The 24664-nt window shown below is 39.1% G+C and carries 20 protein-coding genes and 1 pseudogene; 4 read left to right on the forward strand and 17 right to left on the reverse strand.

Features of this window, described 5'->3' with window-relative positions; genetic code table 11:
* Positions 1-128: 128 nt before the first annotated feature.
* Positions 129-416, forward strand: a pseudogene (locus CWB65_RS18480) (hypothetical protein); the annotation flags it as partial.
* 146 nt (positions 417-562) lie between these two features.
* On the opposite strand, the gene CWB65_RS18485 reads toward CWB65_RS18480, so the two are convergent.
* Together CWB65_RS18485 and CWB65_RS18490 are read right to left on the reverse strand one after the other, a co-directional pair.
* Positions 563-811: a hypothetical protein gene (locus tag CWB65_RS18485; RefSeq protein ID WP_008132014.1), complete on the reverse strand. Its 249-nt coding sequence runs from the start codon at positions 809-811 to the stop codon at positions 563-565.
* Between the two features lie 103 nt (positions 812-914).
* Positions 915-2552, reverse strand: coding sequence for a type 1 glutamine amidotransferase family protein (locus CWB65_RS18490; protein WP_138741186.1), 1638 nt, complete (start codon positions 2550-2552; stop codon positions 915-917).
* Positions 2553-2791: 239 nt separating this feature from the next.
* Between CWB65_RS18490 and CWB65_RS18495 the strand changes: the two genes are divergently transcribed.
* Together CWB65_RS18495 and CWB65_RS18500 are read left to right on the forward strand one after the other, a co-directional pair.
* Complete coding sequence (locus CWB65_RS18495; RefSeq protein ID WP_138741187.1) at positions 2792-3709, forward strand: M14 family metallopeptidase; 918 nt, start codon at positions 2792-2794, stop codon at positions 3707-3709.
* Positions 3710-3788: 79 nt separating this feature from the next.
* Positions 3789-4226 (forward strand): hypothetical protein, encoded by a 438-nt coding sequence (locus CWB65_RS18500; protein ID WP_008132022.1) that lies wholly within the window; start codon positions 3789-3791, stop codon positions 4224-4226.
* Positions 4227-4254: 28 nt separating this feature from the next.
* On the opposite strand, the gene ccoG is transcribed toward CWB65_RS18500, so the two are convergent.
* The 10 genes from ccoG to CWB65_RS18550 all read right to left on the reverse strand — a co-directional run bounded on the left by ccoG (position 4255) and on the right by CWB65_RS18550 (position 17436).
* A complete protein-coding gene (gene ccoG / locus CWB65_RS18505) occupies positions 4255-5634 on the reverse strand; it encodes a cytochrome c oxidase accessory protein CcoG (RefSeq protein WP_138741188.1) in 1380 nt (459 codons plus the stop codon).
* A 151-nt stretch (positions 5635-5785) separates the two neighbouring features.
* Positions 5786-7198 (reverse strand): sigma-54 interaction domain-containing protein, encoded by a 1413-nt coding sequence (locus tag CWB65_RS18510; protein WP_138741189.1) that lies wholly within the window; start codon positions 7196-7198, stop codon positions 5786-5788.
* An 87-nt stretch (positions 7199-7285) separates the two neighbouring features.
* Positions 7286-8590 (reverse strand): ABC1 kinase family protein, encoded by a 1305-nt coding sequence (locus CWB65_RS18515; protein WP_138741190.1) that lies wholly within the window; start codon positions 8588-8590, stop codon positions 7286-7288.
* Between the two features lie 81 nt (positions 8591-8671).
* On the reverse strand, positions 8672-9226 hold the full coding sequence (locus CWB65_RS18520) for a YceB family lipoprotein (RefSeq protein WP_033025795.1): 555 nt from the start codon (positions 9224-9226) through the stop codon (positions 8672-8674).
* An 87-nt stretch (positions 9227-9313) separates the two neighbouring features.
* Positions 9314-12007 (reverse strand): DUF349 domain-containing protein, encoded by a 2694-nt coding sequence (locus CWB65_RS18525; protein WP_138741191.1) that lies wholly within the window; start codon positions 12005-12007, stop codon positions 9314-9316.
* Entirely contained in the window at positions 11997-12278 is a 282-nt protein-coding gene (locus tag CWB65_RS18530; RefSeq protein WP_006794492.1) for a YeaC family protein, read from the reverse strand. Before CWB65_RS18530 ends, CWB65_RS18525 begins: the two co-directional genes overlap by 11 nt.
* Position 12279: 1 nt before the next feature.
* On the reverse strand, positions 12280-12606 hold the full coding sequence (locus CWB65_RS18535; protein ID WP_008132029.1) for a hypothetical protein: 327 nt from the start codon (positions 12604-12606) through the stop codon (positions 12280-12282).
* Positions 12607-12776: 170 nt separating this feature from the next.
* Entirely contained in the window at positions 12777-14279 is a 1503-nt protein-coding gene (locus tag CWB65_RS18540) for an alanine/glycine:cation symporter family protein (protein WP_008132031.1), read from the reverse strand.
* A 374-nt stretch (positions 14280-14653) separates the two neighbouring features.
* Positions 14654-15781, reverse strand: a complete 1128-nt coding sequence (locus CWB65_RS18545) for a M14 family metallopeptidase (RefSeq protein ID WP_058429128.1) — start codon at positions 15779-15781, stop codon at positions 14654-14656.
* 212 nt (positions 15782-15993) lie between these two features.
* Entirely contained in the window at positions 15994-17436 is a 1443-nt protein-coding gene (locus tag CWB65_RS18550; protein WP_138741192.1) for a glyceraldehyde-3-phosphate dehydrogenase, read from the reverse strand.
* Positions 17437-17610: 174 nt separating this feature from the next.
* Here CWB65_RS18550 and CWB65_RS18555 point away from each other — a divergent pair, with 174 nt between their 5' ends.
* Positions 17611-18411: a DUF2989 domain-containing protein gene (locus CWB65_RS18555; RefSeq protein WP_010557230.1), complete on the forward strand. Its 801-nt coding sequence runs from the start codon at positions 17611-17613 to the stop codon at positions 18409-18411.
* A 70-nt stretch (positions 18412-18481) separates the two neighbouring features.
* Here the strand turns inward: CWB65_RS18555 and ihfA are convergent, their stop codons facing one another.
* The 5 genes from ihfA to CWB65_RS18580 all read right to left on the reverse strand — a co-directional run bounded on the left by ihfA (position 18482) and on the right by CWB65_RS18580 (position 24015).
* The gene (gene ihfA, locus CWB65_RS18560; RefSeq protein WP_002960690.1) at positions 18482-18781 is read right to left on the reverse strand and encodes an integration host factor subunit alpha; all 300 of its coding nucleotides are present in this window, start codon (positions 18779-18781) and stop codon (positions 18482-18484) included.
* Between the two features lie 2 nt (positions 18782-18783).
* On the reverse strand, positions 18784-21171 hold the full coding sequence (pheT, locus tag CWB65_RS18565) for a phenylalanine--tRNA ligase subunit beta (protein ID WP_138741193.1): 2388 nt from the start codon (positions 21169-21171) through the stop codon (positions 18784-18786).
* Between the two features lie 15 nt (positions 21172-21186).
* Positions 21187-22167: a phenylalanine--tRNA ligase subunit alpha gene (gene pheS, locus CWB65_RS18570; protein ID WP_006794499.1), complete on the reverse strand. Its 981-nt coding sequence runs from the start codon at positions 22165-22167 to the stop codon at positions 21187-21189.
* Positions 22168-22249: 82 nt separating this feature from the next.
* Positions 22250-22960, reverse strand: coding sequence for a DnaA inactivator Hda (gene hda / locus CWB65_RS18575; protein WP_008132045.1), 711 nt, complete (start codon positions 22958-22960; stop codon positions 22250-22252).
* Positions 22960-24015 (reverse strand): DUF2066 domain-containing protein, encoded by a 1056-nt coding sequence (locus CWB65_RS18580; protein WP_138741194.1) that lies wholly within the window; start codon positions 24013-24015, stop codon positions 22960-22962. Before CWB65_RS18580 ends, hda begins: the two co-directional genes overlap by 1 nt.
* Between the last annotated feature and the right edge of the window lie 649 nt (positions 24016-24664).

The following is a 24664-nucleotide window of genomic DNA, read 5'->3' on the forward strand; positions in this document are numbered from 1 at the left end:
GGTAATCATGATGTTGTGTGGTAACAAGCCTAATTGCACGTTCACGAAATTCTGATGTATAGCGATTTGATTTTTTCATAGTTCCAGTTTCTCAAGTTATTGAGTCTCTGGCAAACACGGGGCGATTCAGCGAAGGTTTTTATATTGAGTCTATATCTAGCACAGGGATATTTTTAAAACCTCTAAAAGATAACAGCCGACTGGGTAATATGAAAAACGTGCAGTTTACATTACCAAACGAAGAGTGTATTTCAATTGATATAGAACCTATTAGGCAAAATAAATCAGGAATGGCTGCAAAAATTACACGTATTAATACTGGAAAAGAGCAGTTAAGAACCTACCTATTTGAAGAGCATAAACGCCAATATTCGGCATTATATGAAAATGGTCAATTAGTAAACGAAATACGTTAATATGCGAGTTATGCAGTAAAGCCTTCATTTATTTAGCCTAAATCGGTTTTTTACCTTTTATATTTCTTAGCCTTGCTTGATGTTTTAACTCATTTTAAATTTTGCAAAAAAAAAGCGCTAAACAGCGCTTATTGATTTATATGTAATTAGTGTTTGGGCTTTACACCGTTACGAACCATATCTTGCCCATTAGTAAATACATCTTCGGTGATACCGCGGGCCAATAGTAGTTGCTGTTTATCATCAAATACGGCAATAAAACGGGTACCGTCTGAGTTTTTAGTCGCCATACCAACGCCAGATACCCCTTTTAACCCATAGCCACCGCTTTCTATTTCGAGTAAAAAAGCTTCTAAGTCTGCTAAGTTATCGATTACATCACTTTCATTATTCATTTTAAAACTCTTTTAATTTCTCTGCTTTATGCAAAGTAGTTATACGTAATGCTGGTTATTTTATAGAGCTGGTACTTAAAATCCAAATATTTACGCCTTAAACTTAAAACGACTCGACCACCAGCGATAAATTACTCACAGCACAACCAAATGGTTTGGTGTTTATTCGGTCATAGCGTGTATCAGCATTTGTATTCAGGCTAATTAAAAATTCATCTTGCTGAGCAACCGCACTTTGCTCTTGAGCGAGGCACATAGCTTGTGTCAAAGAGCGTAATTTAGCATCCGTCAATATGGTCCCAAAACGCTGAACTGGCAATGGCGGAATTTTTATTGAGGGCAATGTTTTCCCCAATGTGCGCTCGCTCAAAGTAAATGAGTTATTGCTCACATCAATTACACTGCCAGAAGGCCAATAAGAATAGCGGTATTTTTGAGGTTTTGAATTTGTCTTTTGCTCAGGGGGATGCACAGCAATGTTTGTTGCCTCGGGAGTTAAATGGACCACACCATTTTCACCTACGACCGTCATTAAATTACCTTCTGGCGATTTTATAACAACCAAGGCGGTATTCTCGTCTACACCAAAACCATACTGTGATGTAGCTTTACCGTTGCTTAAAGTGTCAATCATCATGGCCAATTTAAAAGTTTGGTTTTGCTCACTAAAGTGCGTACTTAACACACCATAATTAAACGTTGCTAAGCCCTTTTTAGTAGTCAGGGCTTCCCCTTTTAGTACATTTGTACTTGTTACGTTTTTATTTATAATTAAGCTATTACCTTGTATGGCGCTCCCCTCACCTATTCCCACAATAACCGGGCTTGTTATAAGTGAATTTGTCCATGGGTAAGGCTCGTTTTCATCATTAAATAAAACGCTATGCAATAACGCAGTATCACCGCTATGAAACATAACGCCGGTACTGTTTTTTATTAATGTGGTTAATGCAACTACTCCACTTTTACACAAGCCGTATTCGGTTTGAGTTTGCGAAGGATAAATTGACTCTCGGTTATACACTTGCATAGCGCTATTTCTTAGTGAAGGCAGTTGTTCGCACCGACCCGTGGTTATTGCCTTTGCAAGTGCAGGCGTTAATGCAAGCCACTTGGTACTTATTTGTGATTCTGCTAAAAGAGATGTTGCCGCTTCAGCATACGCGTATGGATCACGACGCGCTGCAGTAATAACAAGCATGGTCGGTTTAGCGCTATTTACTTTTAGGCTACCGGTAATAAATTGTAAAATATCATTATTTTCATAGCGTGAAGTATTAATTGCTTTGCTATTTATTTTTTTATCATTCTTACTTTCTGACACTTCGAGCATATCAAGCACATAATTGTATTCGTGCACCGATAAGCTTTCTAATTGCAAATTATCTACGTCACGCCACTGCCACAGTAAATTTTGCTTTGACACATGCTTAGGTTCATTCTTTTGTAATTGCTTTAGCACATCTAGTGTCGCATCTTTATTAGAAAGGCTACTGGTTGGCCAGTTTTTTGCTATGAGCTTTATTTTATTAATAGTAGGTGAGTATAATTTGTGGGTTATATTTTCAACTTTCTCACTCCTAATACACGAACTTTCAGCGCACATGCGTGGCTCTGATCCTAATAAGACTAATGTTTGGCTTTCTTGTTGCGCGGCTAAATCAACCGAAAATACAGTACTTATTAGTGTAAAAATCGCTGTTAATAGCATGTATTTATTAAATAAAATTTGATTGCTCATAGTAATAGTCTTAAAAGTGCAAAATGCGCTGCAAGCTTATCAGTTTAGTGGCTTGGGCTAAATACCTCGTTAACATAACTGACGGTGTATTTAATTCAATTTTATTTATTACAGCTTTGGATTAGTTTTTTAAGAAGTAACTCAATTATGTCTATATGTCGCATTAACTTGCAGGCTATTTTAGTCAGCGTTAAGCTAGCGCTTTATTTCATTAAATATTGATATACCAAGGCTTTATAATGACTGACAGCACATACCCAATTGGCACACCAGGTAAAAAATGGAACGACAGCGACAAAGCACAATGGCTTGCGAGCCAAGTTATAAAGCGTAGCTACCAAGATGAAGTGTTAACGTTAATAAACGAGCTTAAAGGCACATTAACGGTTGAGCAATATGGTGAGCTTAATTACAACGATGGCTGTTATCCATTATATGCCCTGCAAACACCTAATTTTGATGATACCAAACCAACGGTTTTAATTACCGGTGGCGTGCATGGGTACGAAACCAGTGGTGTACATGGCGCGCTTAGATTTGCAAAAACCTCTGCTTTAAATCATTCAAAACACTTTAATATAATTATTACTCCCTGTATTAGCCCTTGGGGGTATGAAACAATTAACCGCTGGAACCCAAGCGCAATAGATCCTAACCGCTCCTTTTACGAAAATAGCCCAGCACACGAGTCGGCTGCGGTAATGGCCTATGTAAAATCATTAAATATTGATCTACTCGCACACATTGATTTACACGAGACAACAGACTCCGATAACAGTGAATTCAGGCCAGCACTTGCAGCACGTGAAGGCACAACCAATACAAATTGGAATATTCCTGATGGGTTTTACTTAGTTGCTGACAGTAAAAAACCAGAGCCAGAATTTCAAAAAGTGATTATTGAGGGCGTTGCAAAGGTTACGCATATTGCACCAAGTGATGAAAACAATGCATTAATTGGCGTACCACAGGAACAATTTGGCGTTATAAATTACGCAGCACGCCAATTAGGTTTATGTATGGGCTTTACTGATGCACCTTTTGTAACAACAACAGAAGTTTACCCAGATAGCCCTTCAGCCAACAGTGAACAATGTATACTAGCGCAAGTTGCTGTTATTGATAGTGCTTTAAATTATTTACGAAATGAAGGCTAATTTACTAGTTGCTACGTTTATCATAAGTGTGTTTTATTAAACGTAGTAACAAGTCTGTAATATAAATAGAGAGAAAGCCTTGCAAGTAGATAAAAATGAGCATTATGACTTTTCATTAAAAAATGACTATGGCAACGTTAACTTTTATGTAGATAACAACATAATTGTTGCTGAATTTTCAGGTAGCATCGATACCGATATTCTAAGTGTGTATGGTGAAAAGCTCATTAATACTACTGCACAATTTAACGGCAACCCCTGGGGCTATATTAGCGACTCACGAAAGGTATTAGCAGCGACGCCTGAAGCCGAGTTATTGCTCACTAAAATTGGCAAAAAAATGCAAGCTGCAAATTGCTTTATCAGCGCGTATGTAATGACATCGGCCATCGCAATCAGTCAAATGTCGCGGGTTTTAAATAGCGTTGGCAGAGACGGCACTAAATGTATATTTAGTGAGGTTGAAAGTGCCAAGCAATACGTTATTAAGCACCTTAAAAACAGCCAAGCGGATTAATTATTTAATCAACTTGGCGTTTAACTACTTAGTTTTTATAAAACTGACTGCCCTTGGTGATGGTAATACTCGCATCTTCCTGCGCGGTAACTACAAATCTTAATTTACTTACTTTTTGTTTAATATCGTAACCATCAGCGGTCACCGTAACCGGTATTTTTTTCATTAAACCAGGTTGTACGAGTGTTGCCTTTGGACTTTTAAGCGTTGCCCCAGGTAACCCCTCAATAGCGATTGTGTAGTGCATTGATTGCTGTGTTTTGTTAATAATGGTTAGTGTGTATGGGTTTTCAACTAGGCCCTCATAATTTACTCTGTAGAGTGCGTTTCTATCACGAAGCACTGAGGCCTCTATGGGTGTACGCTGCATCATCCATGCAAACATCGATAGGATAAGTAAGGCAGTTAACGCACCATAGCCAACAAGCTTTAATCTAAATGGGTTGGTTTTTTTACCTTCCATCTGTTTTTCACTCGCGTATTTAATTAAGCCTTTGTCGTAGCCAAACTTATTCATTGTGTCATCGCAGGCATCAATACATAAACCACAGTTTATGCACTCATATTGCAAGCCATTTCTTATATCAATACCCGCAGGGCATACCTCCACACATAAATTACAGTCTACACAATCGCCTAGGTTTAATGACTTTGGATCAGCTTTACGCTTACGTGGGCCACGGTTTTCTCCTCGTTCAACATCATAAGTAACAACTAAGGTATCTTTATCAAACATCACTGACTGAAAACGAGAATACGGGCATGCAATGGTGCACATTTTTTCTCTTAAAAAACCAGCATTACCGTACGTACACCCAGCAAAAAAAAGCACCCAAAATGTGGTAATGCCAGACCAATCAAACGAAAGCATGTCTAAGTATAAATTTTTAGTCGGAATAAAATACGCCATAAATGAGGTCGCTGTTAAAACCGAAATAACTATCCACGCGCTGTGTTTAGCTATTTTTTTACGCCACGTGCTAAATGTCCATTTTGACTTATCTAATTTAATGCGCTGATTGCGTGTACCTTCTATTCGTTGCTCAACCCATGTAAACATCAACATCCATATTGTTTGCGGGCACGTGTAACCGCACCAAACTCGGCCAAGCCAATTAGTAACAAAAAATAACGCAAAGGCCCCCACCATAAAAAGCATGGCTAAAATCATAAAGTCTTGAGGAAGAAGTGTTAATCCAAAAATAGTAAAGGTTTGTGTTGCGACATCTAACAGTACAGCCTGCTGACCGTTATATTGAATCCATGGAATGGCAATAAACGTTAACATTAGCAACCAGCCTAAATTACGGCGTATACGTTGAAAAAAGCCTTTTTGCTCGCGAATATAAATTGGCCCTGAGTTATAGGGCTTAATGATCATGTCTTGCTCTTTAATATCAAACTTCATGTTACTTACTTAATTATGACGGATGTTGTTTAAGTATTTGCAACTTTCAGACCAAACTGAAACTTTGTTTAATCTATTGATATTAAATAACTTTATAATTTACACACTTTTACCAATCGTGATATATAACGAAAGCCGTTATATATCGCGATTATTTATTAATTCCTAGCTTTCTCATTTTTGAGCGAAGTGTACTTTCAGGTAACCCTAACTTAAGTGCAGCACCTTTACTTCCAGAAATTTGCCCGTTACAAAGTGTTAAAACACGGCTTATATGCAGCCTTTGCGCCTCATCGAGGGTAAGAGACTCGTCAACATTTTGCGTAGTGTCACCATTGAGTGGTTGATTGAGCTGTAAAACAGATTGTTTAGACAAAATGGCTTCTCGCTCCAGTACATTTTGCAGCTCTCTTATGTTACCAGGCCAATCGTAGGCTTGAAGCTTAGTAACTGCTTTTTTACTTAACCCTTTTAACTGCTTCCCTAAGCGTTTATTTAATTGCTGTATGAGGTTGCTGCATAAGTAAGGAATATCCTCTTTACGCTCTCTCAGGGCCGGTACTTTAATAGGAAATACATTAAGTCGATAATATAAATCTATTCTAAAACTGCCCTTTTGCACCATTTGCCACAAATCGCGGTTTGTAGCCGCTATAACTCGAATGTTTACACTCAAAGTTTGGCTACCACCAACCCGTTCAAATTCTTGCTCTTGTAGCACTCTTAGTAGCTTACTTTGTGATTCTAGAGGTAATTCGGCTATTTCATCTAAAAAAAGTGTGCCTTTATCGGCCAGTTCAAATCGGCCTTTACGACGTTCGTTAGCCCCCGTAAAAGCGCCTTTCTCATGCCCAAACAGCTCAGACTCCAATAAACTTGGTGTAAAAGCTGCACAATTTACTTTAATAAAGGCATGCTTGCTGCGTTTGCTTAACCTATATAAATTGCGTGCTACTAGCTCTTTACCTGTGCCATTTTCTCCCAGAATAAGCGCGGTAGTGTCGGTTTCACTCACTAATTTGATTTGCTCTAACATGGTTTGGAACACATGGCTTTGCCCTACCAGCCCAGAGTCTTGCCAGTCCTGATTTAACTCTGCTATTAAATAGCTATTCTCGTCTTTTAACTGCTCACTCAGCTGCTTTATTTTTTTAAGTGCGTTTTGTAAATCATTTTGGGTTTGTTGCTGCTGCGATATATCACGAAATATAGCAACGGCACCAATAAGTTGATTTTTTCGATACACTGGGGTGGATGTATATTCAACAGCAAACGAGCTACCGTCTTTGCGCCAAAACACTTCATTGTTAACTTCACGGCGTTTACCATCAAACATGGTACAGTAAATTTGACACTCATCTGCAGGGTAAGGCGTGCCATCGGCACGAGTATGGTGATGATATTGGTGTATTTTTTTTCCTAGTAGCTCCTCTGCCTTCCACCCTGTCATGCGCTCTGCTGCTGGGTTTACAAATACAGCGTTTCCAGACAAGTCGAATCCGTAAATTCCCTCACCCACGGCATTAAGTAATAACTTTGGATCGTTTAAAAATTGCTTTATCATAACTACGCCTCGCGAAATATCACGAGTATTATGACAACTTTAACACATTACTGCACCAGTAACTTTGTATCGATATTAGCTCAGCATTTATGCGAAATGACTAAAAAGCGCACGCACATCAATTTTTGCCCCCAAACGAGCAGCTATTAAATACAAACCGGCTAGTTTTCGGTGTATAAACAACGCATCGACGGGTGGAGTGTGCCACTGCTGTGATTGAGCACTAAGTGCAAGCCCAGCATCCTTAATTTTAAGTGCTAACTCACTATGTTTAAAATCAAATTCACCACCATGCCTGAGCGGTTCGCACGCCATTAAAAACAAGTCGATTACGTTATTTTTATAATTATCCATAATGTCATCTTTAAAATAACCAATTTGCGATGCTGCTTTTAATACGCCCTCTCGGCTATTATCGCTACCTGCTTTAAATAGTGCCAAATACGCTGAACTCAACTCGGTTGATATTTCTCGCGTTGCACCAAAATCAAATAAAACGATTTTTTGCGTCTCTGTTTGATAATGAAAATTAGCAAAGTTTGGATCCGTTTGAATGAGTTTAAATTCAAACATTTCTTTAAAAAATAAATTAATAAGCTGCTCAGCAACAAAACTTCGCTGGCTTTGTGGCTGCTCTGTGATGCTCTCTATGGGTTCAGCATTAACATATTCCATTGTAAGGACTTGCTGCGTACTGTGCGAAGTGTAAACATTGGGCACCTTAAAATGAGTATTGCCGTTGAGTGCATTTTTGTAACGTATTAAATAATCAGCTTCTCGCAGGTAATCAGCTTCTGCAAGTAATTGTGCCTTAGCCTCATTTACAAGGGGTTTAATATCGAGGTCTTTTGGCAATAGGCGCGATAGGGTTAACAGCGTAATCACGTTATCTACGTCGCTCTCAACACTCTTTGCAATACCCGGATACTGAACTTTAACTGCGAGCTTTTCGCCATTTTCTTGATACGCTAAATGCACTTGCCCAATAGAAGCCGCCGCAAAAGGTCTGAGTTCAATATGAGAAAAACGAGAAAGCCAGTCGTCTCCCCATTGTTCTTTTAAAACTTCAACCAGCTGCTTATGCGGCATTGGATTTGCGTCAGAGCGCAACAAAGCGAGTAACTGGGCGAGCTCAGGACTGAGCAAATCACCAGCATCCATAGATAGAAGCTGGCCTAATTTCATTGCTGCTCCGCGTAAGTGAGAGAGCTGCACAGCAAGTTTTTCAATATTTTTAGGCTGCAGAAGTAAGCGTTTGTTATCCCACCCTTTACCTGTTAGTGCACTTTTAGCGCCATCAACCAGCATATTACCCGCAACGCCTGTTGCTAATGAGCCTAATTTTGCAAAACGAGAAAGTCTCGATGTGGGCACGTTACGCGGTGCTGCCATAATATAATGAACCTAATTAGCTTATAGTTAGGTTATTTAATACGATTAATTAAGGCAGGCCGATCTGATTAGCCTGGTTATTTATAACCTAGGAACCAGTTTAATTGCACCTTGCGATACTTTCATATCGAGTGGCAATTTGCTCAATAGCATCATTTTAGGATCGTTCATGTTTAACGTATATACTGGGTTGTTAGCCAAAAAGGTATTGATTACACCCATTGCTTGATCGTCAAGCGCGCCAATGTTGCCTCTAAAGCCACCAGCATCAACGCTTGAGCCCAGTAGTTTAATATTACGTAAAAACACTGCTTTTTTCTCGCTATCGTAGAATGGGCTGCCCTCTATTTGAAGCTTTAAACGAATTGGGTACTTAAGTGCAAAAGCGTTGATCTCTGCGCTCGAGTCAGCGCCAAGTAAAACAACATCACGATTATCTGGCCCAATATCAACACTTAAATCATTAACGTTAAGCTGAACAGGTAATCCCATTAGCTTTACTTTTTCGCTTAATTTTGGCAACTCTTTAGCTAATACGCTTTCTACTTCAGCATTTGTAAATGAATATACCGATACACCTTGCGTGCTATTACAGGCAGTTAAAAAAAGCGTAGTAATAAGTAATAAAAATCTCATGGTAAATCCTTTGTTTGGTTGATACAAAAAGCCGCTATTTAAGCGGCCTTTTAAAGTTTTAATCAACATTTAAAGTAATGTTAATGATTAAGCTGCAAGTGTCGTCTTTAATCGAGCTAGTGTGTCAGGTTCAACTGAACCGTTACTGAGCGCGAGTAACTGTTTTAAATAATAATTTAAATCAGCATGATCGCCACGGTGTTTATCATCAAGCATAGCAACTTGCTCTGCCATTCTAAGTGATGCATTTGGCGAACTCACATTTGCTAAAATTTCCATACGCGTTACAAGTTGCTCTTCGTTAAGCGTTGTTTTTAGCGGTGCTTGATACTGAGCAGGTATTTCTTCATTATTTTGAAGCGCGTTAAGTAAAGCATCTAAGTTAGCCTGCTCTGATTTAGTCATAAGCAATGACACTTTTTCATCTATGGCTTTAAGCAAAGTAGCCACTTTTGGCGCAAGCGTTCTGAATTGTGCATAACCCTTTACCTTCGTTTCTAGGTCATGAAGTTGCGCACGTTGTTCAACCGCCTCTAGTACCGCTTCTAATTCAGCAAGCTCTGCAGCGGCTTGCTTGTCTGACTCATTCTGTTCAAGCTTTTGTTGCTCAAATTCAGTGCTGCGCTTACTAAATGCTTCATCGTTATATTGACGAAACTTTTGCCACAACGCATTTTCAGCTTTCAAGCCCGCAAAGCCAATTGTTTGCCATTGCTGCTGCATTTGCTTTAACGTCTGGCAAGCACTTGCTAAGTCGTCACTTTGTGATAATTGCTGTGCTTGTTCTACTAAATCATTTTTAAGCGCAGCATTACCTTTATGAAACGCATTTAATAAACCAAGCACCTGTTGTTGCTCATTTTTATAGCGATCATTTAATACTCGGTATGTTTTAGGGTCAACTTTTCCTACACTGCGCCATGCTTTATTTAGCCTATTGTATTGGCTTTCAAACTGTTTCCAATCAAAGCCTTCTTCGCTAGTAGGCTCTGCGCTAAGCGCGTGCATATCAGTAATGATGCTTTCACGTTGCAACTTCGCTGCATCACGATTTTTTTCTTGCTCTGCAAAGTAACTACGACAAGGTGCAAACAACAATTCAATATGTTCGTCAAACTGAACACCTTGTTGTTTTTCTTCATCTGTATCTAATCGGCCAAGCTCATTCCAACGTGTGCGAAACATTTTTACTTGTTCTGCACGTTGTTGAGGGTCGGTACATTCTTGCTCAGTTAACGCGGCTACTTCTTCAAGTAACGCAACACGCTTTGGTGCAGCGGCGTATTTTTGCCAATCTTTTGCGTCAGCAAGCTGCTGCTCTAGCTCTGCTTTAATATTTTCAAGCGGTTGCTGGTAGCGTGCTGTTAATGTATTAAATAGCTCTTCAAAACCTTTAAATACACCAAATGCCACATTGAAGCGGCCTTCTTCAATTAAGCGCTTAACATCACGAGCTTTTCGCTTTGCTTGGCTTTGATTTTTTTCAAGCGGTTTAACTAACTCATTCATTGGTACTAAAAACTGCTTTTTATGCGCGTTTAACTCAGTTTTAAACTTGCCTTGCAGTGCGCTGTCTAACATAGCTATATGCCCACGCGTTTCTTTAAACGCTTGATTAAACGCTTGATTAAACGCTGAAATAATATCGTCATATTGCTCAATGCTTTGCGCTGGTTCAATTTTTTGTAAGGCGTTCAATGCCTCTTTATATTGAGCAATTACCGTTGTTAGTTCGGGTAATTTAGCCACTTGTGAAAATAAAGTCTCAAGCCTTGTGATTACCGCTTTAGACTGTGCGTTATTTTCAAGCTCAGTCTCTGTGATCGCTTGTTTTGCTTGGGCTACTTTAGCGTCAAGCCAATCTTGTTGAATTTGCTCTGGGGTTTCTAAACCTAATTGAAGCGCATTTTCAATTTCATCACTTAATGCTTCAAGCGTTGCTAAAGCCAATAATTGACGCTGTTTTAATGCTAAACGTTGCTGTTCTTTGTCGTGCTCAGCTTTAAGTTGCGCTATATGAGTATCAAGCTTGCTGGTAATAGCTATGTACTTTTCATCTAGCGATTTTATACGCTCTGCTGATAGCCATTTAAGCTCTAATGCTTGCCATTGAGCCATTAATTCAGCAGCTTGTGGGTTTACCAACGCAAAGTCTGTTTTTTCACGTAACGCATTAAGTTTTGCTAAAATAACGCGCGTTGAATTTTCAACTTCTTGTGGCATTTCTTTGGCCAGACGCTCATTTTCAATATGCGTATCAAGGGTGCTTTTCGCTTCCCCTCTAGCATGTTTAGCAAGTGGTTTGGTAAGCTGGTGGTTAATAACTAACTCCACTAGCTGCTTTTGTAATTCTTCACTGCCTTCTTTAAAAGCTTTTTCTACTAATTTTGGGTTTGCTAAACGCTTAAGTAGTTTAACGCGAACTTTTAGTTCTTTCTCTGCAAACGCTAGTTTTTCTAATGTTTTTACAGGCGCAAAGCGTTCTATATATTCACTTTTAATTTGCGGTGTTAGTGTGCTTTCACTGTTTAAAACCGCGTTAGATATTTGCTGCTCAGCTATATCCTTCAACGCTTGGTCTTGCTTATAGGCTTTCCACCAAAGTGGTAAATCATTTACCTTTTGAAGCGCTTTTCGGCGTATTTCTGCAGAGCTGTCTTCTAATGCAAGTGTATTTAAAATACTTGCATCGCGCTGCGTATCTAGCTTTTCAATTGCATCAAGACGTACCTGTTGCTTAGGGTGTTTCCATTTTGGCGTAAAAAGGTGCTTAAAGATCATGTTCACTAAACCTAGCTATTTCGTTGTCTGATTTGAATTCTTTTTGTAGTTGCGCTTTTGTCTTTTGGATCATTTCACCATTAGCACCAATCGTAAATTGCTCGTTCGATTGAGCCACCTTTGCTTGATACAACATAACCAACTGCACTGTTTGTTGCTTTTGCTCATCTGATAACACAGTGCCATCTGGCCATTTGCCAGTGGATGCACCATATTGCAGGCGTTCAAATAATTCTGGAGTAATATTTTCTACGAGTTTATCGATATTCATGTCATCTTTTCTTTTTAAGAGTCACTAAAATAATACGGTTAATAAGATACCAAATGCACCCTACGCCAATGGCGATGGTGTAAGCATACCACTCAAGGGTTTCTTTTTGCGGTTGTAAAAAATATAAACAGAAAAAACCACCCAAAAATAAAATAAGTGCTAGGAAAGAGTGATTTATAAACATCTGCTTTTTTTTAATTTGCTGTTCGCGCTGAAGTTGTTGAACCTGCTCGTCATTTAGCTCTGAAATGTTACTTTCGCAATGCGGACATTGCTTGTATTTATCTGAAATTGATTTTGCACATTTTGGGCAACGAATAATCGCCATACATCTCTCCATACTACGCATAAAAAAAGCGCCTTGCGGCGCCTTTATTGTACTTGTTTTATTTGTTGTTGTCTTTTTTGAATTTAAAGCAATAACAGATAATGTAACTTTCTTTTTATTGGTTTAAACCCGTTTATCCAATCAAACTTGCAAGTACACTGTGTATTAAATTACTCAGGATCCTTAGATTGTTTTTCAAGGCGTTTTTCCCAGAAAGTAGCGTTTTTTATACCTAACTTAATTGGATCAAAGGTAATTTTACCGCCTTTTTTCTTTTGCTCTTCGTAATCGCTTAAACATAACAGTGCCGGTTTTGCGACAAAGAAAATAGCTAAAATGCCTAAGATGTTGATCCACGCCATTAAGCCTACACCTATGTCACCAATGCTCCAAATATACCCAGAGCTATTAACCATTCCGTAAGCCACCATAAACATGATCACAAACTTCACAATAACCAGTGGAATACTTCCTTTAAAGTAACGATTTAAGTAAGCAATGTTTGTTTCCGCAATGAAGTAGTAAGCTAAAATAGTAGTGAACGCAAAGAAGAATAACGCAATACCTACAAATGCCTCACCAAAACCGCCAAATACGCTAAACAAAGCCATTTGTGTAAATGCTGCAGAGCCAACTTCAGTTGCTGCATCAACATTTTGTACAATAAATTGACCAGCTGGTAGCTCGCCAACAATGTTGTATTGTTGTGTTAACAAAATCATCAGTGCAGTTGCTGTACATACGAAGATGGTATCTACGTACACTGAAAAAGCCTGAACTAAACCTTGTTGCGCTGGGTGGTCTACTTCTGCCGCAGACGCTGCATGAGGACCTGTACCTTGACCCGCCTCATTTGAATATATTCCGCGTTTTACACCCCAGCCAATTGCAGCTCCAAATCCGGCTTGAGCTGTAAAGGCGTCGCTTATTATCATAGCAAAAATATCAGGCACTCTATCGATATGTAAAAACACAACGATTAAGGCAAGTACTATGTAGCCCAAAGCCATAAATGGCACAACAATTTGAGTAAAGTTGGCAATACGTTTTATACCACCAAAAATGATAAAGGCTAAAACGATAAGAATAATAGCCAGCGCAACTAGCTTAAAGCTGCCTACATCGCCAAAGCTGGTCGAAACCATAGTACCGTCGCCAAATACTTGAGTAAATGCGTTACCTACCGCATTTGCTTGTACACCTGGTAGGAAAACACCACACGCAACAACGGCAGAAATAGCAAACAAGATAGCTAACCATTTTTGCTTTAAACAACGGTCAAAGTAATACGCTGGACCACCACGATATTGACCGTTTTCTTCTTCTTTATAAATTTGACCAAGAGTTGATTCAGCGAAGGCTGTACTTGCACCTAAAAATGCAACAACCCACATCCAGAAAATAGCCCCTGGGCCACCAAAACCGATAGCAGCAGCAACACCAGCAATGTTACCAACACCGACTCGCCCCGATAGAGACACTGCAAGTGCTTGAAAAGAAGAAATACCTTTTTCAGATGTGTTAGGACTAAAAAGTAATTTACACATTTCTTTAAAATGTCTGACTTGGGCAAATCGAGTTAATACAGAATAAAACAAGCCCGCGCCAAGGCATAAGTAAATAAGGGCATTACTCCAAACAACATCATTAACAGCGCTTACAAAAGCTTCCATGGATATCCTCTATAGTTATATTTTTTATTATGAATTACGAGACTCTGTTTTAGCTACTCAGAATGCGCGACACAAAACGATTAAAAATCGGGCTTAAATACGCCTACCTTTAATTCGATTGTTATTGATATTAACTTAAGTGAGCTAACTTTGTTAACACTTAATTTTCATATTTACAGATAAAACGTGCGCTTCGACGTATTATTTGAGGGTTATTTAACCAGCAATTAGTTTGTTTGAATATAATGGAGGTTTATAGAAAGTAATTTAAATAGACTGCTGGTTGAGGGGTTTATAAAACGATTTTATATATTAACTAATTTTAAATTTGTGTATAAAAAAGGCATCAATAATTGATGCCTTTTATCAGTACTCTATCTTAGCGTATCAACCACATTAACAATGGCTGCTAACGTGTCTTGACCAAACTGATACGAGCGACGATCTGACCAGCCATAGTCAGGATCTGGTAAATCGTTATTGTCTTTAAATGGCATTTCAATCGTGTATGTAAGCGCTTTAAACTCTTCAGCCGTTGCCGACGATGCAACGGTTAATAGAGCTTGGCCTGGCTCATCTTTCGGGTAACCGTGTTCGTCTTGAAACTCCGGTGTTATTGTTAATAACGCCGCTTTAAAGCTGTCTTCTAAATTTTTAAGTCGCTCATCGTAACTTGGAATACCTTCGCTGCCAGCAACAAAGTTATAAGGAATGGCTTCATCACCATGAATATCAAGGTGCATATCTAAGCCTGTTTCGCGCATTTTATTGAGGACTAAATACACTTCTGGGCTATTTTCCATACTAGGTGTTTGCCATTCGCGATTTAAGTTAACACCTTTAGCATTAGTACGTAAATGACCACGTACACTGCCATCTGGGTTCATATTTGGCACGATGTAAAACACAGCCTTTGATAACAATGCGGCAGCATGTGGGTCTTCATCATCAAGTAACTTATGAAGTAATCCCTCTACAAACCACTCTGCCATAGTTTCACCTGGGTGCTGGCGTGCTGTTACCCAAATTACTTTTTTATCTTCGCTTGGCTCGCCAATTTTTAATACACTCATATCGCGCCCATCAAGTGTTTCACCCAATGTTTGAAGTTGGCAAGCACCTTGGGTTTGCGCCCACGACAATAAATCTAAATGGCGGTCATAGCTATATGGTGCGAAGTAAGCAAAATAAACACTGCCGCACTCTGGCTCTATTTCAAAACTTAGCGTGCCATTTTCATAGTTTGATGGAACACGAAACCATGTTTGGCGATCGTAAGATGCGACTGCTTGATAGCCTTCCCACCCATCTGGGTATGCTGATTTTTCAAGCTGATTAATATTAAGCTTATGTAATTGGTAAGGCGTTGTTTCTAATCGAAAGTGAAACCACTGATAAAATTCAGAGTTGTGGTCGTTATTAATCTCTAATTGAATATTAAGCGGATCGGTTGCATCAATTACCTTGATATTACCACTGTCGAAATTACTACTGATTTTCATGAAAAAACCTTTAATTTGAATAAGCCCATCTGCATTTTAACTCGCAGAACTAACACCACGAATAATACTACTCGCAGTAAATACAGTGTATTTTATAACTGTAACACGCACTGTATTTTAATAAGCAAAGCGTAGCACAAGGCATACACTTTAAAAATGATTGCACATTAAAAAAGCCAGCTAAACGCTGGCTTTTAAATACTACATATACATTAGCGTGGTAGGCTTGGGAATGACACTTCAGCCATATCTCGCATACAACGAACTACCTGGCAGCTATAGCCAAATTCATTATCGTACCATACGTATAATACAATACGATTCTCGTCAACAATTGTCGCTTGCGAGTCAACAACACCTGCATAACGGCTACCTACTAAATCGGTAGACACTATTTCTGTTGATGCAGTGTAATCAATTTGGTCACGTAAATCTGAGTGCAGCGCTGTATCGCGTAAAAATGCATTTAGTTCTTCAACTGATGTATTAGTTGCTAAGTTTAAGTTTAAAATAGCAAGCGATACGTTAGGCGTAGGAACACGAATAGCGTTACCTGTTAACTTACCTTCAAGCTCTGGCAATGCTTTAGATACAGCTTTAGCTGCGCCTGTTTCAGTTATTACCATGTTAAGCGCTGCGGCACGACCACGACGTTCGGCTTTGTGATAGTTATCAATTAGGTTTTGATCGTTTGTGTATGAGTGAACGGTTTCAACGTGACCATTATTAATACCAAACTTATCGTTTAACGCTTTTAATGTTGGTGTGATTGCATTTGTTGTACAACTTGCTGCACAGACAATTTTATCTTCAGATAAAATATCTTGGTTATTTACACCATATACGATGTTTTTAATATTGCCTTTAGCCGGTGCTGTTAATAATACTTTAGCTGCACCTTTACACTCTAAATGCTGACCAAGGCCTGCTTCATCTTTCCAAATACCTGTGTTATCAACAATTAACGCATTATCGATACCGTATTGGGTGTAATCAATTTCACTAGGTGAATTTGCATAAATAACCTGAATGTAACTGCCGTTCGCTTTAATCGCGTTGCGCTCTTTATCAATGGTGATTGAACCATTAAATGGACCATGAATTGAATCGCGACGTAATAAACTAGCACGCTTTTCAAGGTCACCTTCTTTACCACCACGCACAACGATTGCACGTAGACGTAAATCGGCGTAAGGACCCGATTTTTCAATTAATAAGCGAGCAAGCAAACGACCAATACGACCAAATCCATAAAGAACTACATCGCGAGGTTCTTTCACTGTTGAATCGGCTATTTCTGCTAATTCATCTTTAACGAACTCTTCAACTGAACGGCCATTAGCAACGTCGCTGTATAAATAGCTGTATGCAAGCTTACCAATATCAATACGAGCAGAGTTTAATTCCATTTTGCTGATTGCTTCTAAAAACGGGAAGCTTTCACGTAAACGTAATTTTGTGCCTTCAAATTGTGCAACAGTTTTGTGAGATTTAATAATTTCAATAGTGCTGGCATTTACGAGAGGACGGCCATATACAGCGATTTCAATACCACGATTACGGTAAAGTTTACCAATGATAGGTTGCATGCTTTCAGCGTAATCTTGGCGCTCTTGCCAACTATTTGTGTATTCTAACTCGTGAGATGAGGTCATTTTATTTACCTAAGTTTATCATTTTGAACGGATAGCCTTTAAAAGTGCACTATATTTTGAGAGTAATGCACTTCAGGCACGGCTATTCTAATTTAATCTGAAGTTATTCTCTACTGTTAGGCGTTAAATGATTGCGCTAGAATGGCTGCGTAGATATTTATTTGGGGTTTAGGAATGCTAAAAAGAGCAAGTTTACTACTTGGATTACTAACATTAGCGGGTTGTGAAGAACCTGTGACGCTAGCAAAAGTTTGTAAGGAAACACCCGGCTTTTGTTCTGATTTAAACAAAGACAGCCATTGTAAAGACGAGCGTGCTGAAGTTATCTTAAAGCGTTACAGTGAATACAAAGAGCCAACGGATGAAAATAAATATCAATTATTAAAAGAATTTGAAACATACAACCAATGTATAACACTGGCGGCTAAAATTGAGCACATAAAGCTCAAAGCTAAGAAGACGTCTCGCATAGATGGACAACTCACTAGCATTAAAGAAATGACGCGCCTTTATCAAGACACTATTGATACAAATCACCCCGGTTTACTTTATTACCATTGGTCCAGAAACAATAATCAAGGTGCATTAAATAAGCTATTGGCTATAGAAGACGATCCTAGTGTTACACAAAGTGCTGAAATGCAGTTTTTTTTAGCGTCGTATTACATTAAGTTTGATGACGAAAAAACGATTGATTTGCTCTATAAAACCCTAGAGTTAAATCAAAAAGGGCGCATACCCAATCCTGAGGTGTACACATCACTTATCAGCCTGTTTTATAAACATGATAAATTTAAACATGCTTATATATTTTCAAAAGTAGCGCAAATGTCGGGAATCGAAAATATAGATCTATTTGAAATAGAGCAGGAACTCTTAAGTACTGGTAAAAACTTATCTGGACTTGATTCACTTGCCGAGCAAACCTATCAACAAGTATTAGAGGGTGAATTTGTATCACCTAGAGAATTTTAGATAATAATAAACCCCGCTTAAGCAGAGTTAAGCGAGGAATAAATAAAAAGGCAGCTTTCGCTGCCTTTTTTTATTTTGCTTTGCTGGTGCCCACTTCAACACGAGTCTTTAATTTTTGACCCGGTCTAAAGGTGACAACACGACGCGCCGAAATAGGAATGTCTTCGCCTGTTTTCGGATTACGCCCTGGTCTTTCTTTTTTGTCTCGAAGATCAAAGTTACCAAATCCAGAAAGCTTAACCTGCTCTCCTTTTTCTAGCGCTGAGCGGATTTCTTCAAAAAACGCTTCAACTAAATCTTTGGCATCTTTTTTATTGATCCCGAGCTTTTCAAATAGGTGTTCAGCTATGTCGGCTTTAGTAAGCGCCATATCTAGTCCCTCAACGATGCATTAAACTTTTCGGCCAATTCGGCCACCACGTTATCAACTACTAGATTGATATCTTTCTCTTCGAGTGTTCTATCAACCGCTTGCAGTGTTAGAGCAATCGCCAAACTCTTATAATTTGGCTCAATACCTTTGCCCTTATACACATCAAATAAGTTTAGGTCAACCAATTGATTTCCGCCAACTTTTTCTATAGCGTTTAAAATATCACCAGATTTAACGCTGTCGGCCACTAAAATCGCGATGTCGCGACGGTTTGAAGGAAATTTAGACACGCTTTCTGCTTGTGGTAAATTTCTTTTTTCAATTGCTGACATTTCAATTTCAAATACAAAAGTTGCGTTATTGATATCTAACGACTTTTGCGCTTGAGGATGTAATGCACCAAAAAAACCAACCTTTTTACCATCAACATAAATAACAGCTGACTGGCCCGGATGAAGTCCATCTGACTGCTCTGCTTTAATTTCAAAGCGACTCACATCGTTAGTGATCGCAAGTAATGCCTCAACATCCCCTTTTAAGTCATAAAAGTCGACATTGCGCTTTTCTTCAACCCAATGTTCGCCATGAACCAAACCAGTAATAACGCCACCAATAACAGACACTTGGTATACACCATTTTCTGCATTTTCATCGCTTATAAATTTAAGACCATGCTCAAATAAACGAATACGTGGTTGTTGACGATTTTGGTTGTATGCAACAGACGCCAATAGACCCGGCATTAAGCTAACACGCATTGCTGACATTTCAATTGAAATAGGATGCGGTAGAACAAGTGCGTCACTTTGAGGATGCAAAATAGCTTGTGCCTTAGGGTCAACAAAGCTGTATGTAATCGCTTCTTGGTAACCACGTGTTACTAACGTATTGCGGAATTTGCTTAGTGCAATACTCGCTTCGTTATGAGTCGTCATCTTAAGTTTTGCAGTTGGTGCCACATTTGGAATACTGTTGTAACCGTAAACGCGTGCAACTTCTTCTATCAAATCTTCTTCAATGCGAATATCAAAACGGTAACTAGGTATGTCTGCACTCCAGCTCTCATTTTCTACTTTAACATCAAGACCTAAGCGAGTCAGAATATCAGTTACTTTAGCATCATCAATGTGATGACCTATTACGCGGTCTAAACGCGAACGACGCAAACGAACTTCAGTCACCTTAGGTAACTTATCAGCCGCCACGGCTTCTACTACAGGGCCTGCTTGACCGCCCACAATTTCAAGAAGTAGCGCTGTAGCACGCTGCATTGCATCGTGTTGTAGAGCAAAGTCTACACCACGTTCATAACGATGTGATGCATCAGTATGTAGGCCGTAACTACGTGCTTGACCTGCAATTGCTACCGGATTAAAGAACGCACTTTCGAGCAGTATGTCTGTTGTTTTTTCAGTAACACCTGATTGCTCACCACCAAAAATACCAGCAATGGCAAGTGCTTTATCATTATCTGCTATAACGAGTGTAGACTCGTTTAATTTAGCTGTATTACCATCAAGCAGTACTAGTTCTTCATCTGCATTTGCACTACGTACTTTAATGCCACCTTCAATTGCACTTAAATCAAATGCATGCATAGGGTGGCCAAGTTCGAGTAATACATAGTTAGTTACATCAACAACCGGATCGATTGAACGAACGCCACTACGACGTAATTTTTCAACCATCCATAACGGTGTTTCTGCATCAAGATTTATACCTTTTATTACACGACCTAAGTAACGAGGACATGCATCTTCGTTCACTAGCTCAATTGATACTTTGTCGTCAATTGTTGGAGCAACAGCAGGGATTTCTAATACGTTTACATCAATGCTGTTTAAAACGCCTACTTCACGGGCAAGACCTTTAATACCAAGGCAGTCACCACGGTTTGGTGTTAAATCAACATCAATAATGTTGTCGTCAAGGCTTAAATAGTCACGTAAATCCGCGCCAATGGGTGCATCACTCGGTAACTCCATGATGCCCTCACCTTCTTCGCTAATGCCTAGCTCGTCAAATGCACATAACATACCGTGTGAAGGCTGACCGCGAAGTTTTGCTTTTTTAATTTTGAAATCGCCAGGTAATACTGCACCAACGGTTGCAACCGCGACTTTAATTCCTTCACGACAGTTTGGCGCACCACACACAATATCAAGCAGCTCATCGCCACCTACGTTAATTTTAGTAACGCGAAGTTTATCCGCATCAGGATGTTGACCACATTCAACAACTTCGCCTACTAACACACCATTAAATTTGGCTGCAGCTGGCTCAACGCCGTCAACTTCAAGGCCAGCCATAGAAAGCTGTTCCGACAGAGCTTGCGTATCAATAGCAGGATTAACCCACTCTCTTAACCACTTTTCACTAAATTTCATTTTATTGCTTCACTCTTAACGGAACTGGTTTAGGAATTTTAAGTCATTTTCGAAAAATGCACGTAAATCGTTTACGCCGTAACGCAACATTGTTAGGCGCTCTACGCCCATGCCGAATGCAAAACCAGTGTATTTTTCTGGATCAATACCTACAGACTTAAGAACGTTTGGATGTACCATGCCACAGCCTAGTACCTCTAACCATTTGCCGTCTTTGCCCATCACATCTACTTCAGCTGAAGGTTCTGTAAATGGGAAAAATGAAGGACGGAAACGAATTTCCATATCTTCTTCAAAAAAGTTACGCAAAAAGTCATGTAATATACCTTTAAGCTCAGTAAAGCTTACATCGGTATCAACCATTAACCCTTCTACCTGATGAAACATAGGTGTATGTGTCTGATCGTAATCGTTACGATAAACACGCCCAGGTGAGATAATTCGTAGCGGTGGCTGCTCTGTTTCCATAGTACGAATTTGCACGCCACTTGTTTGTGTACGCAATACTAATTTAGGATTGAAATAAAAGGTATCATGATCAGCACGCGCAGGGTGATGTTCAGGGATATTTAAAGCATCAAAGTTATGAAAATCATCTTCAATCTCAGGACCTGATTTCACCTCGAAACCTAACTCACCAAAAAAGCTTTCAATACGCTCAATTGTACGTGTTACTGGGTGTAATCCACCTGTAGGCATCACACGCCCAGGTAAAGTAACGTCAATTGTTTCAGCGGCTAGCTTTTCTTCTAGTGCCTTGCTTGCTAAAAGCTCACGCTTATCGTTAATTGCAGCTTGCACATCTTGCTTAGCCTGATTAATTACCTGGCCTGCTTCTTTGCGTTCTTCAGGAGCAATTTTACCCAGTGTTTTAAGTAAGCTAGTGATTTCGCCTTTTTTACCAAGGTAGTTAACCCTGATCTCTTCTAGTTGCGCGATTTCACTGGCACTGGCTACCGCCTCAAGTGCTTGCGCTAATATATTTTCTAAGTTCATTCGATACCTGATCTTTCACAGAAGGTGATTACAATTTAATTGACTAATGATAACTGAAAGCGGGGTCTAGATTCTAGACCTACTAGAGCTTTAACGTTGATTTTATAAAGGGAATTGTTAATTTTCGCTGTGCGGCCATAGATGCATGATCTAATTTGTCTAATACATCGAGTAAAGCACGCATATCTCGACTTAGACGCGTTAGTAAAAAGCGTGCACATTCATCACTTAACTCAAGCCCACGCATATGCGCCCGCTTAACAAGCGCTTGCGCTTTATCATCATCACTCATTGAACGTATTTGAAAGGTGGTTCCCCAAGTCAAACGAGATTCTAAATCAGGAAGTGAGATATTTAACATATTTGGTAACAGGTCTGCGGTTACGACTAACATTTTACCTGGTTCGTTAAAGCGATTAAAAAAATTAAACAGGGCCTTTTCCCAGGCATCGTTCCCTGCAACTAAGTGGACATCGTCTATACACAATACATCAAGCGCTTCGAGTCCATCGAGGACCATAGGGCCAAAATTGATAACCTCTCGCATAGAAAGTAACATGTTAGAGAGGCCACGTTCTTGCGCTTTTATGCACGTAGCATATAACAAGTGAGACTTACCCGAATCACCCAATCCACACAAGTAAGTATACTGAAATGAATTTGCCAACTCAGAAAAGCTCGCTTTTAGATGGTTAACTTCTAATGAGTCCTCACCACCAAAGTACGATGCAAAAGTCTCATCATCAGGCAGAGTAACAGGCAACGCCATTTGCATTGGTTCATGACTTAGCACTATGGTTTTATCCATTGATATTCTAGGCCGTTTTTGTCAACAACATGATAGAAAGCGCGAGGGTCAACATAATCTTTAAAAGCAGAATCAAGACCAAGCGCTTTTTTTAAATCTGTAACATCGCCTGTATGATTCAATTTGTATTCAACAAACTCAGTCGTTTTTCGAGCAATTGTAACCTGTGTAACTACACTTAAACTCTGTAAACGTCTTTTAGCTAGTTCAACATCTACAAAATTTTCGGCCCCTTTTAAAGTTAAAATAGCTGAAGCTTGCTCGTAGTATGCATTGGGATCAATAGCATATTCACTTGCTAGCCCTCTAGCTAGTGTATCTATCATTTGACTAACAATTTGTTGTTTATCACCAACTAAACGATTTTCATCAAACAAATCATCATTTGTGAATCGCCAATCTAAAACCCAGTTATTACTGTTATTGTCTTTGTACATTTTGGCCGTAATACTTCTTTCAGCACTATACCGCTGAGACGCTTCTTCTATAGGCCCTGAGAAATTACCCCACACCTCGGGTATTCCTACTAAACGTCTGTCTTGTAAATCCAGTAATGGCACAACAACAGGTAAGCCACGTCTTCGGGCATTATCGTAAATTAATTGTTCAAGCTGTGGATAGCTCTCTTGTGTTACTAGCTCTCTTCGCCAATTATCTTCAATACCTAGCCAAATAGCGACTAACGGACGTTGTGAACCCCATAGAGGTAGACTTAATTCTTTTATAAGCGCATTAATTTTTCGTGCTTCAAATTTAACAATTAATTTTAATTGACCTTCAGTACGCTCATCGTATTCAAATTTAAGCATGTAATCAGAGATATCTTTAGTGCGCTGTTGAGCTAATCGATTTTGATCCGCCGTTTCATCACCACTTACTTTTACCAAAACATTAAGTAAAGCTTTACGGCTTGCCGCTAATCGACTATCTCTTGATTTATCATCAACTTTTAAAATATCTTGATATAGATCAGTGACTTCAACTGCTGAAACAGAAAAACAAATTAAAATGGATATTATGCTTATTAATAATCTATACACTGTATGTTAGTTCTTGGTTTTAAACTGATTTGATCCTAAATCAAAGCCAGTAACAAAGCAAAATTATATTTGTTACTGTGACATATTGATACTTATAGATTAAGCCTCTCATACAATGTTGATTTAATTGAAACTCTAAATTTATAAACAAATTCACTCAGCCAAAAAAAGAGCAGCAAAAGCCAAACCTTCTAAAAAGACATATTCTCTTCAAAGTAATGCCAACACAAATGTATTAAGTTCTAAAAATATACTAGCTTTTATTAGCTACTGCTGAGGGAAACAGAAAACTGTTTTGTCGCGTCAGCCTCTGAAGGGCTTGCTTTCGCGCAGTTTTGCATGATGTATAGGAATACAAATACCGTGGAGCACAGGATATGCATGAGCGGCCGCTACTAAGTTCGGCATGGGGTTTTGGCTATTTACTAAACCCCAGACAGAAAAAAAACGACTATCGCTAGTCAGGCTCTCTACAATTTTTAGCCTGCGTAATGTCGTGGTGCCCACAGCGGTAGAGAGTCACATAGCAAATGTTACCTATCATAGGTCAGTGTATTGAATAACTAAAACACTGTTCACAAAGAGGCGCTTCGCTTAAGAGACGCTACGCTTTAGAGATTACTTTCCTGCAGACAGCAAAAAACCCGTC

The organism is Pseudoalteromonas sp. S554, assembly GCF_005930865.1.
Lineage (GTDB): Bacteria > Pseudomonadota > Gammaproteobacteria > Enterobacterales > Alteromonadaceae > Pseudoalteromonas > Pseudoalteromonas marina.

Bases quoted from the DNA above. Each gene is read 5' to 3' on its own strand.
- CWB65_RS18485 (WP_008132014.1), bottom strand. From the start codon at position 811: ATGAATAATGAAAGTGATGTAATCGATAACTTAGCAGACTTAGAAGCT.
- CWB65_RS18490 (WP_138741186.1), bottom strand. From the start codon at position 2,552: ATGAGCAATCAAATTTTATTTAATAAATACATGCTATTAACAGCGATT.
- CWB65_RS18495 (WP_138741187.1), top strand. From the start codon at position 2,792: ATGACTGACAGCACATACCCAATTGGCACACCAGGTAAAAAATGGAAC.
- ccoG (WP_138741188.1), bottom strand. From the start codon at position 5,634: ATGAAGTTTGATATTAAAGAGCAAGACATGATCATTAAGCCCTATAAC.
- CWB65_RS18510 (WP_138741189.1), bottom strand. From the start codon at position 7,198: ATGATAAAGCAATTTTTAAACGATCCAAAGTTATTACTTAATGCCGTG.
- CWB65_RS18515 (WP_138741190.1), bottom strand. From the start codon at position 8,590: ATGGCAGCACCGCGTAACGTGCCCACATCGAGACTTTCTCGTTTTGCA.
- CWB65_RS18520 (WP_033025795.1), bottom strand. From the start codon at position 9,226: ATGAGATTTTTATTACTTATTACTACGCTTTTTTTAACTGCCTGTAAT.
- CWB65_RS18525 (WP_138741191.1), bottom strand. From the start codon at position 12,007: ATGATCTTTAAGCACCTTTTTACGCCAAAATGGAAACACCCTAAGCAA.
- CWB65_RS18530 (WP_006794492.1), bottom strand. From the start codon at position 12,278: ATGAATATCGATAAACTCGTAGAAAATATTACTCCAGAATTATTTGAA.
- CWB65_RS18535 (WP_008132029.1), bottom strand. From the start codon at position 12,606: ATGGCGATTATTCGTTGCCCAAAATGTGCAAAATCAATTTCAGATAAA.
- CWB65_RS18540 (WP_008132031.1), bottom strand. From the start codon at position 14,279: ATGGAAGCTTTTGTAAGCGCTGTTAATGATGTTGTTTGGAGTAATGCC.
- CWB65_RS18545 (WP_058429128.1), bottom strand. From the start codon at position 15,781: ATGAAAATCAGTAGTAATTTCGACAGTGGTAATATCAAGGTAATTGAT.
- CWB65_RS18550 (WP_138741192.1), bottom strand. From the start codon at position 17,436: ATGACCTCATCTCACGAGTTAGAATACACAAATAGTTGGCAAGAGCGC.
- CWB65_RS18555 (WP_010557230.1), top strand. From the start codon at position 17,611: ATGCTAAAAAGAGCAAGTTTACTACTTGGATTACTAACATTAGCGGGT.
- ihfA (WP_002960690.1), bottom strand. From the start codon at position 18,781: ATGGCGCTTACTAAAGCCGACATAGCTGAACACCTATTTGAAAAGCTC.
- pheT (WP_138741193.1), bottom strand. From the start codon at position 21,171: ATGAAATTTAGTGAAAAGTGGTTAAGAGAGTGGGTTAATCCTGCTATT.
- pheS (WP_006794499.1), bottom strand. From the start codon at position 22,167: ATGAACTTAGAAAATATATTAGCGCAAGCACTTGAGGCGGTAGCCAGT.